The following is a 15805-nucleotide window of genomic DNA, read 5'->3' on the forward strand; positions in this document are numbered from 1 at the left end:
AAGTCTATCACAAATGGCTTTTTATTTTTCTAACTTAATTTTACAAACTGCGTTATTTTAAAATATCTTAAATGATCTGGCAATAATTTTTTATAAGATCTGTTCCAGTTCTAGTAGCGCCTGTTTACGGTCAAGTCCACCAGCATAGCCATGCAAACTGCCGTCACTTGCCAAAACGCGGTGACACGGGATAAAAAGACTCAATGGGTTATGCACTACAGCCCCACCGACAGCCCTTGGATGCGAGGCCAATTGTTTTGCTAGCTCTTGGTAGGTCACCGTAGTTCCATAGGGGATCTGCTGTAGTTGCTGCAATACTCGCTGCCTAAAAGGCGTAACTTGTGGTGCTAACGTGATCTTTGTAGTCGGGATCTGACCATTAAAATACTCCGTTAGCCATGCTCTAGCTTGTTTTAAAGCCGGAGTCTCAACATCTGCGATCTTTTCAAGTGAAAAATCAGGAGCAAAATATTTTTGATCAGTGAACCAAGCTCCCACAAGTTCTGTTTCGGTCCCGACTAACAGCAATTCTCCCAGGGGCGTGGAATAGATCTGTTTGAAGTACATACTTTCACCTGCTTGATTTTTCTTTAGCATAACACAAGTCTATAGTTAAGCACATCCCCCAGCCACTCTTGGTTTAGAACTGATCACTGAGATCTTGGCCATTAGTCGCAATAACTTTTTTATACCAATAAAATGAATCTTTGCGGTAACGTTTTAAAGTCTTGAGATCAAATTCATCCCGATCAACATAGATGAAACCATAGCGCTTCTTGATTCCTTCATGCGTTGAGATCAGGTCGATCGCTGACCATGGATTATAGCCTAACATCTCAACGCCATCCGAGATCGCTTTTTGTATCTGAGCAATGTGTTCGCGCAAATAAACGATCCGATATGGGTCATGGACTTTTCCATCTGCAGTTAGTTCATCATAAGCTCCGATCCCATTTTCCGTGACTAATAATGGAAGTTGGTAGCGATCATATAAGGCACGCATGGTCGCTCTAAAGCCAACTGGATCGATCTCCCAACCAAATTCGGTCTTTTTCAAATTTTGATTTTGTACACTGCGGTAATATCCCGGTTCAGACATTGCGGATTGCTGATCAGCAAACTTGTCATCGATCTGTTCACTACCATCACTTGCTTCGACCGTAAATGAAGTATAGTAATTAAAAGCGATAAAATCAGGTTTGGCTGTCTTTAAGACTTCGGCATCTCCAGGAGCAAACGTTGGGGTTGCATCTTTAGCTTCTAAATACGCCCAAACCAAGTTATTGTAGCGCCCATAAACAGCCATATCTAAATATAACCAATTGCGGATCGCATTGGCATTTTGTTCCGCGATGATGTCTTCTGGACGATTACCATTAGGATAAGCCAACGCGATATTTGGCGCCGGACCGATCTTGGCTTGTGGCAACATCTCGTGGCATAATTGCATCGCTTTAGCTTGTGCCACTAATTGATGGTGATTTTGTTGATAGATCTCTTTAGTCAAGTTCGTTGTTGCTTCTGGCACACGTAATGTACCGATCAGTTGTCCAACTAAAGTCATCATATTTTGTTCATTGATCGTCAACCAATATTTGACCCGGTCACCGTAATTTTCAAAGAGCACTTGAGCAAATTCCTTGAACCATTCGGAAGATTCCGCATTGCTCCAAGAACCTTTTTCTTCCAGAGCTGCCGGCATGTCGAAATGAAACATCGTGATGATCGGTTCGATATCATATTTCAAACATTCATCGATCAAATTATTATAAAATTCGATCCCCTTAGGATTAACTTTCCCGATCCCTTCTGGTAAAACACGTGACCATGAGATCGAGAAACGATATGCTTTAAAACCCATCTCGGCCATCAAGGCGATGTCTTCTTTGTAACGATGATAATGATCAACTGAGACCGTTAGATCAGCGGTCCCTGGTGGCAATTCCTTGGTATCTTGAAAAGATGGTCCTTTGCCGTCTTCTAAACTGGCACCCTCAACTTGGTAAGCCGAAGTCGAAGCCCCCCATAAGAAATCTTTTGGAAATGGTTTTAATGTTTGATGGATCATTTGCATAAGCCCCTTTCTTAGATTATGTATAATTGTTTGGGTACACTTATATGCTAAATTGTTACCAAACATTTTGTCAAGCGTTTTCATTATGCTATACTGAAATATGAGGTGAAATAGCATATGTTAAAACATCAAGCGATCGCAAACAAGCTCAAATCTTATATCGATGATAATCAACTTTCCCATGGAACTAAACTGCCCAGTTTGACCGAATTGATGGAAATGTATGGTGTGAGCAAAAACACGATGATGCAAGCACTTAAGAATCTCGAAAATTCGCATGTAGTCTACCAAGTTCAGGGAAGTGGGATCTTTGTCAGACGGCGCCAACGCCAAGATTATGATCCTTTATTTCAAAATACTGCTGGTTTTTTTGGTAATTTTCACGAACGGATCACCAACCGTGTCCTCGCTTTTGAAAAACTCCCCGCCGAACCTGAAATTGCTAAAAATTTACAGCTCCCAGTCGGCAGTTTGGTCTACCGCATTTTGCGGTTACAATATTTAGATGGTAAACCTTTTTGGCTAGAAGAATCTTTTTATGTTGCCGATCTCGTCGGCCATTTACCCGCTACTGTAGCAGAAGGCTCGATCTTTAGCTATTTACGCGCCCAAGGCCTAAAGATCGGTTTTTCGGATAAATACTTTGATAGTGTTTTGCTCGATGAAGCTCAAGCTAAATTACTAGACTTGCCCCCTAATAGTCCCGCTTTACGACTCGAAGATATTTATTATTTAAATGATGGGCGCATTTTTGACTATTCACGCACTTACTGCCAAGCTAAATTCTACGCCCAATCAAATTGAACCAGCACGTTGTGGATCCCACGATGTGCTGGTTCTTTTGGTTGATCATATTTATATAATATAGACAACAATATTTCTGCAGATTAGCCATTTTTCTGCAGATCAATCTCTATCTTCTGTGATTCTTAAATCGGCTGTCCTTTGTTTGATCGTAGCAACTTCTTGCTCCAAAGTTCTATTACGTCAAATCTGATTTATTAATCATCTTATGGATCTATACAATACATCCCTTGGGAATATTCAACTTATACTTCTTATTCTCGAGTAAAGCTCTGATCAGAATTTCTCTCAATTCACTATCAGTTACACACATCTGAGCTATCGGTAACCTTTCACCAAAATGATCCATATAAACTCCCAACAACTCCCATGTTGTCTTTCTTTCCAATAAAAACCGCTTAATCTTTTTCAATTTTTAGCACCTAGCCATATCTTTCCTGAATTACTAGAAGTAATATAGCTTTTCCCTTCTTAATTTATTTACCACCATTAACATTCATTGCAAATATCACGATCATGAACTTTTTTCTGCAAGAGAAATAATAGCTTCACGATCTGACTAACACACTCCATTTTCTTTCTCCATGATATTCCTGATAATGGTCTACGGCAAATAAAATATCCCATAATCTTCTGAAAAGTCTAGGTCAAAACAAAAAAACGCATCTCCCACCGAAGTGAGAAATGCGTTTGAAACGTTGATATAACGCGATATTAACGTTTTGAGAATTGTGAAGCTTTACGAGCCTTCTTAAGACCTGGCTTCTTACGTTCTTTCATACGTGCATCACGAGTCAAGAGACCTGCACGCTTCAAGACACCGCGGAAGTCTGGATCTACTTCAAGTAAAGCGCGTGCGATACCATGACGTGTAGCGCCAGCTTGACCTGAGAAGCCACCACCGCTAACGTTTACCAATACATCATATTGGTCTTTTGTTTCTGTGGCAACGAATGGTTGAGCCATAACTTCGCGTAAGTTTGCAAATGGAATGTATTCTTCTGCAGATTTGCCGTTCATTGTGATCTTACCTGTACCTGGTACCAAGATCACACGTGCAACTGAGTTTTTACGACGACCTGTGCCGCGATATTGTACTTGTGCCAAATTCGTTTTCCTCCTAGATTAAGTTTGTGATGTCTAATACTTCTGGGTTTTGAGCAGCATGCTTGTGTTCTGCACCACGGTAAACGTGAAGCTTCTTAGCTTGTGCACGACCAAGAGTACCCTTTGGAAGCATACCTTTAACAGATAATGCGATCAATTTTTCTGGATCCTTTTCACGGTAGTCACCAGCTGTACGTTCCTTCAAGCCACCTGGATGGTTTGAGTGATGGTAATAGATCTTATCTGTTGCTTTACGACCTGTCAAAGCAACTTTTTCTGCATTGATGACGATCACAAAGTCACCTGTATCAACGTTTGGTGTGAAAGTAGGCTTGTTCTTGCCGCGTAAAACAGATGCTACCACTGTGGATAAGCGTCCCAAAGGAACATCTGTTGCATCTACGACATACCATTTACGTTCTACTTCGCCTGGTTTTGCAATATATGTTGTACGCACGTTTATTTCCTCCATTTAATGTATACATGTTTGACAAACAATAAGATTAACGGGGCTTACTGTGGGGCAAACAATACCAAATACTATATTACGATTTTTTTTAGGTATAGTCAATTATAACTTTCAATAAATCGTAAAATCAAGCTATTATTTTATTCATAATACACTTTCTTCAGATAAAGTCCACTTGCGGGTGCTGTTTCCCGACATTCATTGCGGTCTTTGACTTCGTACAAGCGCAAAAAATCATGGACTGGACGTTTACCATTTCCGATCTCTAACAAGGTCGCTACCATGATCCGCACTTGATTATACAAAAAGCCGTTGCCGTAGAATTCAAAGATCACTTCATTGTTTTCTTTGTCTTCTCTGACGGTAGCCTCATAGATCGTTCGGACATGATCTTTAGTTTGACTGCCTGAAGCTACAAAACTCGAAAAATCATGGGTCCCCACGACATCGGGCATCGCTTCTTCGATCCGCTTGATATCAAGGGGATATTTGTAATGTCCCGTGTAGAAACGTTTGAAAGGATCGGTAAACCACGAACGGCTGACACGGTACATATAGCGCTTGCCATGAGTGGTAAAGCGCGCATGAAAGTCATCACTGACGATCTTGCAGTCGATGACCTCACAATCAAGGGGCAACATTGAGTTTAACCCCTTGAGCATCCCTTCTGGTGAGATATCATGGGGAAAATCAAAGTGAATGACTTGCCCCAAAGCATGGACACCCGAGTCAGTGCGCCCCGAGCCATAGATCGTGATGTAGTCGTCAAATTTACTCATCTTGTTGAGTGCTTTTTCTAGAACTGACTGCACGGTCCGTTGCTTAGGTTGGGCCTGAAAACCCGCAAAATTAGTGCCATCATAGGCTAAAGTTATCATATAACGCTTCGTCATTAAAATTCCTCAATTTCTCAAAAATATCAAAGCAAGGGTCACTAGGAAAAAGAATACTAGCGCTAGCGTATCTTGTAAATGCCAAACTTGCAAACGATACTTGCTTCGCCCTTCTCCTCCACGATAACCACGCGCTTCCATCGCAGTTGCCAGATCTTCCGCCCGCGTCAAGGCACTGACAAATAAGGGGATCAATAGCGGGATCACGGCCTTTATCCGGGAGATCAAACTGCCTTCACTAAAATCGACCCCACGCGAGCGTTGTGCATTCATGATCTTAGTCGTTTCATCCATCAAAGTCGGCACAAAACGCAATGCGATCGACAACATCAAAGCGATCTCGTGCACTGGGACCTTTAGTTTCTTTAACGGTTGCATCAACGATTCAGTTGCATCCGCGATCGCAAGTGGTGTCGTTGTCACGGTCAAAAGTGTCGACATAAAAATGATCAACACAAAACGACAAAAGACATAAAAACCATTGACTAAGCCAAACTGTGTCAAGGTCAGTGGTCCAAATTGCCAATAAGTCGTGCCGCCACGGGTGAAGAAGACCTGCAAGAGGACTGTAAATAAGATCAGCCAGATCAACGGTATGACCCCTTTGACAAAATAACTCAGGCTGATCTTTGAAAGTAAAACACTGAGCAAGGTCACAGTTCCTAATAGCAGATATGATTGCCAGTTGTTACATAAAAAAATGATCAACACAAAGTAAAAACACAAGATCATTTTGGCACGGGGATCAAGGCGATGTACCAAAGAATCACCCCGTATATAACGTCCGAGTAATAATTTATCCATTTTCAGCCCCCTGTTCTTTTATTTTTGTCGCTAAAATTTGTGCTAATTCATGTTCAGTCAACGGTAGCTGCGCAAATTTCAATCCCCGTTCGACTAACCGCTGCGCAAATGCGGTCGTTTGTGGCAGATTTAAGTGATGTGCTTTTAGCCAGTCGGGATCAGAAAAGAGCTCAGCTGGTGTTTTATCGGCGAGCAAGCGCCCTGATTCCATCACTAAAACTTGATCGGCAAAATTAGCCACATCGTTCATTTGATGGGTCACTAAAATGATCGTCAATTTTTCTTTTTCATGAAGTCGTTTGAATAACGCCATCATTTCGGCACGTCCGCTCGGGTCTAGGCCTGCAGTCGGTTCATCTAAAACTAAAACTTTAGGTGACATCGCTAAGATCCCTGCGATCGCGACCCGACGCATCTGCCCCCCAGAAAGCTCAAACGGTGAACGCTCCAACACACTTTCATCTAAATTAACGAGTTTGGCTTTTTCACGCGCGATCTTTTCAGCTTCTTCAGCCGTTGCCCCAAAATTTTTCGGTGCAAAGGCAATATCCTTTAAGACCGTCTCTTCAAATAGTTGAGCTTCAGGAAATTGAAACACGAAACCAACTTCTTGGCGCAACTTGGCCAACTCTTTATTTTTAGTCGCTGGCGTTATCACCTGCCCATTGACTGTCAAACGACCACTAGTAGGTTTTAAAAGTCCATTTAAATGCTGGAGCAAGGTGGACTTTCCACTCCCAGTATGTCCAACAATAGCGGTAAAACTTTGATCTTTGATCGTAAAGCTCACATCTTTTAGAGCTTGTTGGGCTAACGGGGTCTCGGCTTGATACGTATAGCTTAATTTTTCAAGTTGAATTGCCATAACCAGTCCACCAATTCCTTTTCTGTCAAATATTTTTCGGGTACTTTGATCCCCAGCTTAGCTAGCTCATGCTTCAACCGTTCGGGATAAGGTACATCTAACCCCACTTTACTCAATTCATTGCCCCGGGTAAAGATATTTTCTGGGGTATCATCATCGATCACTTTACCTTGCTCTAACACAATGATCCGATCAGCCAGAGCCGCCTCATCGATATCATGTGTGATCGAAATGACTGTAAAACCTTCTTCTTTATTCAAGCGTCGCATTAAAGCAACTAACTCGGCTCGGCCCTCGGGATCAAGCATACTGGTCGATTCATCGAAGATCACGATCTGTGGTCTAATCGCCAAGACGCCTGCGATCGCAACGCGCTGCTTTTGTCCACCCGAAAGCCGGACCGGTTCGTGTTTGGCAAAAGCCTGCATGTTAACAGCTTCCAAGGCTTCTTGAACATGTTGATGCATTTGTTCATAGGGTACACCTCGATTTTCCAAGCCAAAGGCCACATCCCCTTCAACATCTGCGCCCACAAATTGATTATCCGGATTCTGAAAGACCATCCCGATCTGATCTCTGATCGCCCAAATATTTTCTTCATTCAAAGGAAGACCGGCCACAGTTATCGTCCCCTCAGTTGGCGTCAATAGCCCATCGAGCAATTTAGCCAGAGTACTCTTGCCACTTCCATTATGGCCGATCAAAGCGACCCACTGCCCTTGTTCGATCGTTAAATCGATCTGCGACAATGTCTTTTTTTGACTCGCTTCATCGTACGCAAAGCTAAGATTTTTTATCTCAATAATTACACTCATTTAGCTTCCCCCACTGAAATTCTAGTTGCTAGTCTGCAACCCTTTAGGAATAATATACCACATTCTCACGTTTTAATTTGCCAATCTGAGATTTTACTTCTAAAATTAAAGTCACGAGGTGAAATTTTATGAAAAAAATCGGGATCATCATCGGTAGTACGCGTCCTGGGCGCCGGAGCCCCTCGATTGCTGAATGGTTCGCAAAAAATCTGCCTCAAGCTGAGCTGACTTACGATATCATCGATCTAGCTGATTTTGACTTACCCTTCTTAGATGAAAGTGAAATGCCCCAAACTGGTATTTACCAGCATGAGAAGACCAAACGTTGGAGTGAAAAGATCGCTGCTTACGCGGGCTTTATCTTCATCGTTCCGCAATATAACTGGGGCTATCCTGCGGTCTTGAAAAATGCGCTTGACTATCTCTATTGTGAATGGCAAGGAAAACCCGCTTGCTTAGTTACTTTTGGTGGACACGGTGGCTCCCAAGTCCAGATCGCCTTACGTTTAGTCATGCAAGGGCTCAAAATGCCTGTTCTTTCGGTAGCACCGATGATCACGCTCTCACCTAGTGCAAGTCCAAGTGAAGCCTTAAAGACTCTAAGTACATATGAACCTTTACTTCCAGCGTTAGCAGCTGAGTTCAAACGCTCTTTAAGCTAACTAAAAAGCCGACCGGTGCTGGTCGGCTTTTTAGTTAGCCATTACTATACGTTTGCCAAAGCTTGAGCGATCGGTGTATCACCACTGCTCATCATGATAACTTTTTTGCGTGTATTGTCATGTTCCAAGATCTCAGCTAAGGTCAAGGCCACATCTGGGATCGGATTTTTAGAAACTTTAGTCGCCCCGACCGTGATCTTACCTGTACCAGGTTCTTCGGTCAAAGCTGTTGGTTGTAAGATCGTATAATCTAAGTCCGTGTTATGCACTAGATAGTGGTCCGCAAAGAATTTGGCAATGTTATAATCCATGATCTGAGCTAAACCGTTCTCATGCCAAAATTCTGGTTCTAAGGCATGTAATGAGCTCAACATGATATAACGTTTGATACCATTCAACTCGGCTGCTTGCATCGTCTTGACAGCCCCAAAAGCGTCGGTCTGTAAGAGATCTTTACCACGTGAACCGGCTGTAAAGTAGATCGCATCTTGTTGACCGATCAATTCTGCCAATTCTTCTTTTGAAGCATGCAGATCTAATTTGACTGCAGTCACTTGGGGTGAATCCTTCAACGAGACATTTTCCGGATGACGCGCAGTTGCGGTTACTTGATGCCCCTTAGCAACTAGCTCTTTGACCAATTCTGATGCAACTCGACCAGTAGCACCGACTACAAAAATTCGCATTATATAATTACCTTACTTTACTTTAAAACATCATTGAGCGCTTCACTCATCGTTGGATGGGTATAGATCTGATCACGCAACATTGTGTATGGTAATTTAGCATTGATCGCCAAACTGAGCAAATTGATCAACTCGTGTGATTCTTTAGCATAGATCGTAGCCCCTAAGATCAAGTCAGTTTCAGGATCGACTAAAACTTTAAAGAGTCCCCGAGTATCCTTTAAGACCCGGGCCTTAGGAATAGCTGCAACTGGTAACTTGAAGAGCTTATATTCGATCCCTACTGCTTTAGCTTCTTTTTCATTTAGACCAACTTTAGACAATGGCGGTTCGATAAAGACGCTATAAGGCACATTTTTACGATCACTGATCCGACGTTTGCCAGCGCCAAAAAGTTCATCTTTAATGATCCGGAAATCATCTAAAGAGATATAGGTGAATTGCAACCCACCTTTAACATCCCCGATCGCCCAGACACCAGGAACACTGGTATGCAATTGATCATCAACGACCACTGTTCCACGTTCATCCAATTTGATCGCGGTATTTTCTAAGCCTAGTTCGCTAGTCCGCGGTTTACGTCCCGTCGCAGCTAAAACTTTATCCGCTGTTACGGTATGTTCACCATCGTTTTCATAGACGATCTCAACTTTATCCTCAAGGTCGCAAACTTCTTTGATCTTGACACCCAACTTAAAGTCGATCCCCAAAGCACTCAAGTCATCAAAGACCATTTGGGAAATATCATCATCTTCTCTTGGAATAAACTTATCTGATGCATCCAAAACTGTGACCTTAGCACCATAATTGGCAAACATGCTAGCAAATTCAAGCCCGATATAACCAGCACCAATGATCACCAATTCTTTAGGCAATTCACTTTGATCCATCGCACCAGTTGAATCCAATAGATACTTGCTATCTGCTAGACCTGGGATCGGTAATATCACTGGTTCAGCTCCAGTATTGATAAAGATCCGTTCCCCTTCAAAATCTAGGGTCTCACCAGCAGGCGTCGTTACTGTGACTACATGGTCTGACTTGAACTTAGCGGTTCCATCTAAAACACGCACAGTCGGTTCGTCAGCCAACATGTGGTAATTCTTATCCCGCAAGAAAGCTGTCATCTCATTTTTACCAGTAACAGCTTGACTGAAATCAGCCTTTTTCTCAGCTTCGATGATCAAGCGTTTGGAGGGTAAGCAACCGATATTGATACATGTTCCCCCATACATCTGGTCAGAACGTTCGATCACTAAAACTTCCTCGCCTTTAGTTGCCAAAGTCTTGGCTAAAGTTTTACCACCCTTACCAAAACCGATAATAATATTTTTTACCTTTTCCATTTTCACTCCCACTTTCTTTTACTTACTACTCTTGATTATACAAACATTTTCCAATTTGTCACGAAACATGCTTACAAATTGTAAGTTCGATAAATAACCACTCTCATACTGAAGTTACCGCTTTCGTTTTGCAAAAGCAATTTTTTTACCTAAATACTAAAAAAATCAGCACCCATCCAGGATGAGCACTGATCTTTTCAACTATTTGATTTGACGTTTACGACGTCCGACAGCTAAAAGTCCAGCTCCCGTAAGTCCGAGCAAGCCAAGTAGCGATAAGTTATTTTCGTTGACATCCCCAGTTTGTGGTAATTCAACTTTTGGTTGCGCTTTAGGTGTTTCCACCTTAGCCACTGGTTTTACTTCGGGTTGTGGTTCTTCTACCTTAGTCCCTTGTTTGACCAATTGAGTAACTGGTGCGATCACTTCTTCAGTTTCTTCAGCGATCAATTCACCGGTCTCTTCATCAACGCGATAAGTTATGGTCTTGATCTTTTGTCCTTTTTCCCCTGCTTGTACGATGACTGTCGTCCCCACTGGTAAGGTCGGATTGGCTTCACATAAGATCGTGAAATCGAGTTCTTCGACTACTACCTCTGGCTTGGTCCCGACCAAAATGATCTCAGTTACTGGTTCTTTAGTTACTGTACCATTTGGATGTTTGATACCTACTTGGCCTGGGATCGCTACGACTCTTTCCCCTTTAGCTAGTGACTCATCGCCTTTATAGCGTGTTTGGTATGGGATCTGTGTCTCTTCACCACTACAACGCTTGATCACACGGTCGATTGCTGCGATCGCTTCAGTCGCAACACTTGAACTTAATTCACCCGTTTGTTCATTTACCGCAAACGTTGTCGTTTCGATCGTCTTACCCGCTGTGCCTGGAACTACGATCACTTCGGGATCATCTTTTTTCATCGTTGGATCGTCTTGGTAGATTACTTGTGGTTCAATTGCTGTTTCAACTACAACCGGTTTAGTCCCAACTAAGATCAGTTCAGTTACTGGTTCTTTAGTTACTGTACCATTTGGATGTTTGATACCCACTTGACCGGCTACTTTGACTGCTTTTTCACCATTTGTCTTGGTTGCATCAGCTTTATAGCGCGTTTGATATGGGATCTGCGTTTCTTCACCGCTACCACGCTTGATCACACGATCGATCGCTTTGATCATTTCAGTCGCAACACTTGAACTTAATTCACCCGTTTGTTCATTTACCGCAAACGTTGTCGTTTCGATCGTCTTACCTGCTGTGCCTGGAACCACGATCACTTCTGGATCATCTTTTTTCATCGTTGGATCATCTTGGTAGATCACTTGTGGTTCAATTGCCGTTTCAACTACAACTGGCTTAGTACCCACTAAGATGAGTTCAGTTACTGGTTCTTTAGTCGTTGTACCATTTGGATGTTTGATACCTACTTGACCAGCGACTTTAACGGCTGTTGTGCCATTTGCCATTGTTTCATCAGCTTCATAGCGTGTTTGGTATGGGATCTGATTTTCTTCACCACTACCACGCTTGATCACGTGGTCGATCGCTTTGATCGTTTCAACGGCTGTACTTGAGCTTACTTCACCCGTTTGTTCATTGACAGTAAAGGTCGTTGTTTCGATCGTCTTACCTGCTGTGCCTGGAACCACGATCACTTCTGGATCATCTTTTTTCATCGTTGGATCATCTTGGTAGATCACTTGCGGCTCAATCGCAGTTTCGACCACGACTGGTTTAGTCCCAACTTCGATCACACGAGCAACCACTTCGGTCAAGACCTTACCATTTGGATGAACGACCCCATCGACCCCAGCCACGACTTCACGTGTCGTCTTATTTGCTAACTCGACATTAGCAACATATTTGGTTGGCTTAGCTACAATAGTCGTCTTACCAGTCCCGCGTTTTACGATCTGATCGACCGCAGGAGTCGTTTCGACTGTTGGTTCTAAAGCTGTTACCGCCCCAGTTTTGCGATCAACTTTATATTTAGTCGTCGTTACTTGTTTACCAGCCTTACCAACTTGTTCGATCACTTCTGGATCAGTTGGTAAACTCATTGGATCAGCCGTGTATAAAGTCGTAAAATCTAGCGTCTTTTCTTCGACCGTTGGCTTGGTCCCAACTAAGATGATTTCGGTAACAGCAGCTCTAGTGACCACCCCATTTGGTTGCAAGACACCATTTTTACCTTTAACTTTGATCTCTTGTTTGTTTAAGTCTAATTTTTCACTTGCTTGATAAATTGTTGTATATGGGAGCGAAGTTTCTTTACCCACACCACGTTTGATCTGATGAGTTATCGGTTTAGCAGTGATAACTTCTTGTGGTGGCTGGGCAGTCACTTTACCTGTGTTTAGATCGTGCGTGTAGTTGATCGTCGTCACTTTTTGGCCAACCTTACCCTCAACCAAGACAACTTCTGGGGCATCGGCCCGCATCTTTTCATCAGTCACGTAAATCGTTTCAAATGGGATCTCTTCTGAAGTCGAAGTTGGTTTCGTCCCGACTTCGATGATCTCATTTGTTGGTGTTGTAACTTCAAAATGAGCTTTTGGTTGCACATTTGTTGATAATTTAGCTACTGACTTGCCATCTGCAGTTACGTTAAATTCGATCGCACGTGTTTGTGTTGCTTTACCTGCAAAAGCATAGCTGACTTCTTCGATCGGCGTATCATCTTTCGGTGTATATTCATCCTGAACTTTACCAGCAGCTACTTTAAGATCTTTTACCTCAGAGCCAACTTTTAATTGAGCAGATGTGATCTGCAATTCACCTGATGGATCAGCGATCGCGATCGTCAATGGCTTATATACGATCGTTGGGATCAAGTTTGGTGTCACACTGAGCAATCCAGCTTGATCATCCAATTTGTATGGCATCTTAGCTTTTTGGAAGGCTTTTTCCGCAAAACCAAACTTTTTGAATTCCTGTTTGTTTTGGCCGGTATTTCTGATCGAGATCACCCGTGAACCAGCTTTATTCAATAGATTTACCAAAGCTTTATTATTGATCAAAGAATTCTCATTTTCTGTAAAGAGGTCAGTCTCTAAACGAATTTCCGCATTTTTAAGATCCTCATCGGAAATATTAAACCGTGCTGGAATTTGATCAGCTGTGATCGTGCCAATGCTTTCTAATGGTTTGATCGCTGTATCTTGTCCTTTGACCGAATAACTTGCTTTAGCATCATCAAATTTTTCTGGGATCCGCAAAGCACTGATCCAAAGTAACTTGTCGCCATCTTCCATCTTATCCCAGAGTGGTGCTAATTTAGAAACGTCAGTCGATAGATACATATCGACTACACCACTATTTTCAACTAAAACGACGATCAATTGTGGCTCTCTTGTCACACTAGCTTCAGTTTTTGGACTAAAGGTCGCCGTAGCTGTACCATTTACTGGGTCATAGACCTTAGTCGAAGCACCTTTTTTACCAGCTTGAATGACTTTCGTTTCACCCGCAGTAAGGTTCTTATTTTCACGATATTCTGTTTGGTAATTGATCTCACCACTTGGTCCGTGCTTGATAACTTGATTGACTGGATCGGTCACCTTCACTGTTTCTTGGGTCGTTAGTTCACCAGTCTGTTCATTTAAAGTATATGTTTTTGTCGTCACTTTTTGACCTGCGACCCCTGCCACCGCGATCACTTCTTTATCTGTGACCTTCATGGCTGGATCTTCTTCGTAGACCGTTACAAATGGAATGGCTTCAGTTGTAGTTTCCGCCTTAGTCCCGACGCGAACGATCTCTGCTTCTGGTTGTTTGGTGATCTCTTCACTCGTTTTAGCAACGAATTGGTTATTTGCCCCTAGAACATGTGTCGTAATGACTGTTTTTTGCCCTGAAACACCCTTTTTCTCCACTTGACGTTGGCCCCCGAGCAGTTCTGGATCTGCTTTATATACGGTTTCATACGGTACTTCTACTTATTCTACTTTATCAGCCGGTGCTTCTAATTCCTGGATCACATCATTATAGGCTTTAGAATCAAATTTATTAGTTGCAACTAAAGCGTTATTGATAAAAGCTTGGCCCTGATGCTTAGCTGGGAAAGGTTGGCCATACCCTTGATTAGCCGTAGCGATGTATATATTGAAGGAAGTCACTTTATTTAAACGACCTGAAACATTGACCGTAAACTCGATCAGGCCTTCTTCGTTAGGTCTGACCTTAACATTTTTGGAATAATAGTAACCATCTCCAGTCAGTGCAACAGAAGTGCCATTTACTTTGATCGAACTTGGCAGTTCATAATTAGAATTACTGGTCAACTCGATCGAGATCGGTAATTCTTTACCTGTTTTTGCACTTGGGACATATTTAACTTCTACACGAACGACTTCAGATCTTGTGGTATGTTTTTTCTTATCCACATAACCATCCATCGCCGTTACTTTAGCACCACCATTTTTAATCGCAACTTGACTATCTAAGCTATAAACTTTAACTTCATTAGCTTTAGCCGCTCTAAATCCTGAACTTTAGCTGTATTCGTTTTCAACAACAGGAACTGGATCTGCCTCATTAGTTACTGTTTTTGCCTCTGTATTTGCTGACGCTTCAGGAGCCTCAGTATCGACCACTGAGTTTTCTGTTTCCGCTTGAATAGTTGGAGCTGGTGTCACAGAAGTTTCAACTGGTGTTTCTGTATCCTCGACTGTCTCTGTTTCGGTGTTTTCCGGCATCGTTTCAGTCACTTCGGTCGATGCTTCAGTAGATTTTAAAGTATCATTCTCAGATGTCTCTTTTGTATCGTCAGTTTCTGTCATTGTCACTGCGGGATCAACCTGAGTATCCGCTGACGCACGATCCACTCCTGTATAGGTGGCAAACATAGTACCTACCAAAACAGACGCTACCCCTACACTCAATTTCTTTATTTTAAAACGTTGCTTTTTAGCAGATAGTTTTTGGTTAGATAATTTATGATTATTTTTTGAAAGCATTTTTTTCCTCCAATTGATCTGACCTTAAGTTATCATTCTACAATTTAATATTAAATTTTTACTAAGCAAAAAACAATTTAAATTATGAAAATCTAAAGGTTATCTTCTAAAAAAACGTTTTTATCCAGCAAAAGATTAATTTTTTTATCTAATGTCTTAATTTAACGATTTACATTTAAAAAACGATTTTCTCAAATAGCTAAAAAACGCCTAATAATAAAGTTTTAGTCCGCAAACTCCTAAATTCAAACATAAAAATTTTAAGTCCTGAATTGTCAAATCAAGTTAGAAAAAACTACATGCTCATTTGTAATGTACTTC

General features: G+C 42.0%; 16 protein-coding genes and 1 pseudogene. 2 read left to right on the top strand and 15 right to left on the bottom strand.

Features of this window, described 5'->3' with window-relative positions; genetic code table 11:
• Positions 1-90 precede the first annotated feature (90 nt).
• Both FC30_RS02130 and FC30_RS02135 read right to left on the bottom strand, forming a co-directional pair.
• The gene (locus FC30_RS02130) at positions 91-567 is read right to left on the bottom strand and encodes a methylated-DNA--[protein]-cysteine S-methyltransferase (protein ID WP_010688156.1); all 477 of its coding nucleotides are present in this window, start codon (positions 565-567) and stop codon (positions 91-93) included.
• Positions 568-640: 73 nt separating this feature from the next.
• Positions 641-2068: a glycoside hydrolase family 1 protein gene (locus FC30_RS02135; RefSeq protein ID WP_010688157.1), complete on the bottom strand. Its 1428-nt coding sequence runs from the start codon at positions 2066-2068 to the stop codon at positions 641-643.
• A 123-nt stretch (positions 2069-2191) separates the two neighbouring features.
• Between FC30_RS02135 and FC30_RS02140 the strand changes: the two genes are divergently transcribed.
• Positions 2192-2878 carry a GntR family transcriptional regulator gene (locus tag FC30_RS02140; RefSeq protein ID WP_010688158.1) on the top strand — a complete coding sequence of 229 codons (687 nt, stop codon included), beginning with the start codon at positions 2192-2194 and terminating at the stop codon, positions 2876-2878.
• Positions 2879-3092: 214 nt separating this feature from the next.
• Here the strand turns inward: FC30_RS02140 and FC30_RS02145 are convergent, their stop codons facing one another.
• From FC30_RS02145 to FC30_RS02175, 7 genes are all read right to left on the bottom strand, one after another.
• On the bottom strand, positions 3093-3290 hold the full coding sequence (locus tag FC30_RS02145) for a hypothetical protein (protein WP_010688159.1): 198 nt from the start codon (positions 3288-3290) through the stop codon (positions 3093-3095).
• 302 nt (positions 3291-3592) lie between these two features.
• Positions 3593-3985 (bottom strand): 30S ribosomal protein S9, encoded by a 393-nt coding sequence (gene rpsI, locus FC30_RS02150; RefSeq protein WP_010688160.1) that lies wholly within the window; start codon positions 3983-3985, stop codon positions 3593-3595.
• A 13-nt stretch (positions 3986-3998) separates the two neighbouring features.
• Complete coding sequence (gene rplM / locus FC30_RS02155) at positions 3999-4442, bottom strand: 50S ribosomal protein L13 (RefSeq protein ID WP_004050247.1); 444 nt, start codon at positions 4440-4442, stop codon at positions 3999-4001.
• 152 nt (positions 4443-4594) lie between these two features.
• Positions 4595-5347, bottom strand: a complete 753-nt coding sequence (gene truA / locus FC30_RS02160; protein ID WP_004050249.1) for a tRNA pseudouridine(38-40) synthase TruA — start codon at positions 5345-5347, stop codon at positions 4595-4597.
• 9 nt (positions 5348-5356) lie between these two features.
• Complete coding sequence (locus FC30_RS02165) at positions 5357-6151, bottom strand: energy-coupling factor transporter transmembrane component T family protein (protein WP_010688161.1); 795 nt, start codon at positions 6149-6151, stop codon at positions 5357-5359.
• The gene (locus FC30_RS02170) at positions 6144-7016 is read right to left on the bottom strand and encodes an energy-coupling factor ABC transporter ATP-binding protein (RefSeq protein ID WP_010688162.1); all 873 of its coding nucleotides are present in this window, start codon (positions 7014-7016) and stop codon (positions 6144-6146) included. The genes FC30_RS02165 and FC30_RS02170 overlap by 8 nt, the downstream gene beginning before the upstream one ends.
• Positions 6992-7831 (bottom strand): energy-coupling factor ABC transporter ATP-binding protein, encoded by an 840-nt coding sequence (locus FC30_RS02175; RefSeq protein WP_010688163.1) that lies wholly within the window; start codon positions 7829-7831, stop codon positions 6992-6994. The genes FC30_RS02170 and FC30_RS02175 overlap by 25 nt, the downstream gene beginning before the upstream one ends.
• Positions 7832-7959: 128 nt before the next feature.
• On the opposite strand from FC30_RS02175, the gene FC30_RS02180 reads away from it, so the two are divergent.
• A complete protein-coding gene (locus FC30_RS02180) occupies positions 7960-8493 on the top strand; it encodes an NADPH-dependent FMN reductase (RefSeq protein WP_010688164.1) in 534 nt (177 codons plus the stop codon).
• Positions 8494-8537: 44 nt separating this feature from the next.
• Here FC30_RS02180 and FC30_RS02185 read toward each other — a convergent pair whose 3' ends face one another.
• From FC30_RS02185 to FC30_RS02205, 6 genes and pseudogenes are all read right to left on the bottom strand, one after another.
• Complete coding sequence (locus FC30_RS02185) at positions 8538-9182, bottom strand: SDR family oxidoreductase (protein WP_029507269.1); 645 nt, start codon at positions 9180-9182, stop codon at positions 8538-8540.
• A 14-nt stretch (positions 9183-9196) separates the two neighbouring features.
• Complete coding sequence (locus FC30_RS02190) at positions 9197-10525, bottom strand: FAD-containing oxidoreductase (RefSeq protein WP_010688166.1); 1329 nt, start codon at positions 10523-10525, stop codon at positions 9197-9199.
• Positions 10526-10726: 201 nt separating this feature from the next.
• A complete protein-coding gene (locus tag FC30_RS02195; RefSeq protein ID WP_309299888.1) occupies positions 10727-13828 on the bottom strand; it encodes a G5 domain-containing protein in 3102 nt (1033 codons plus the stop codon).
• Between the two features lie 39 nt (positions 13829-13867).
• Positions 13868-14449 (bottom strand): annotated as a pseudogene (locus FC30_RS09820) (G5 domain-containing protein); the annotation flags it as partial.
• Positions 14450-14464: 15 nt separating this feature from the next.
• Positions 14465-14911, bottom strand: coding sequence for a hypothetical protein (locus tag FC30_RS02200; RefSeq protein ID WP_156400128.1), 447 nt, complete (start codon positions 14909-14911; stop codon positions 14465-14467).
• 108 nt (positions 14912-15019) lie between these two features.
• The gene (locus tag FC30_RS02205) at positions 15020-15484 is read right to left on the bottom strand and encodes a YSIRK-type signal peptide-containing protein (RefSeq protein ID WP_010688169.1); all 465 of its coding nucleotides are present in this window, start codon (positions 15482-15484) and stop codon (positions 15020-15022) included.
• Positions 15485-15805: the final 321 nt, after the last annotated feature.

This window comes from Ligilactobacillus animalis KCTC 3501 = DSM 20602 (assembly GCF_001434535.1).
Taxonomy (GTDB): Bacteria; Bacillota; Bacilli; order Lactobacillales; family Lactobacillaceae; genus Ligilactobacillus; species Ligilactobacillus animalis.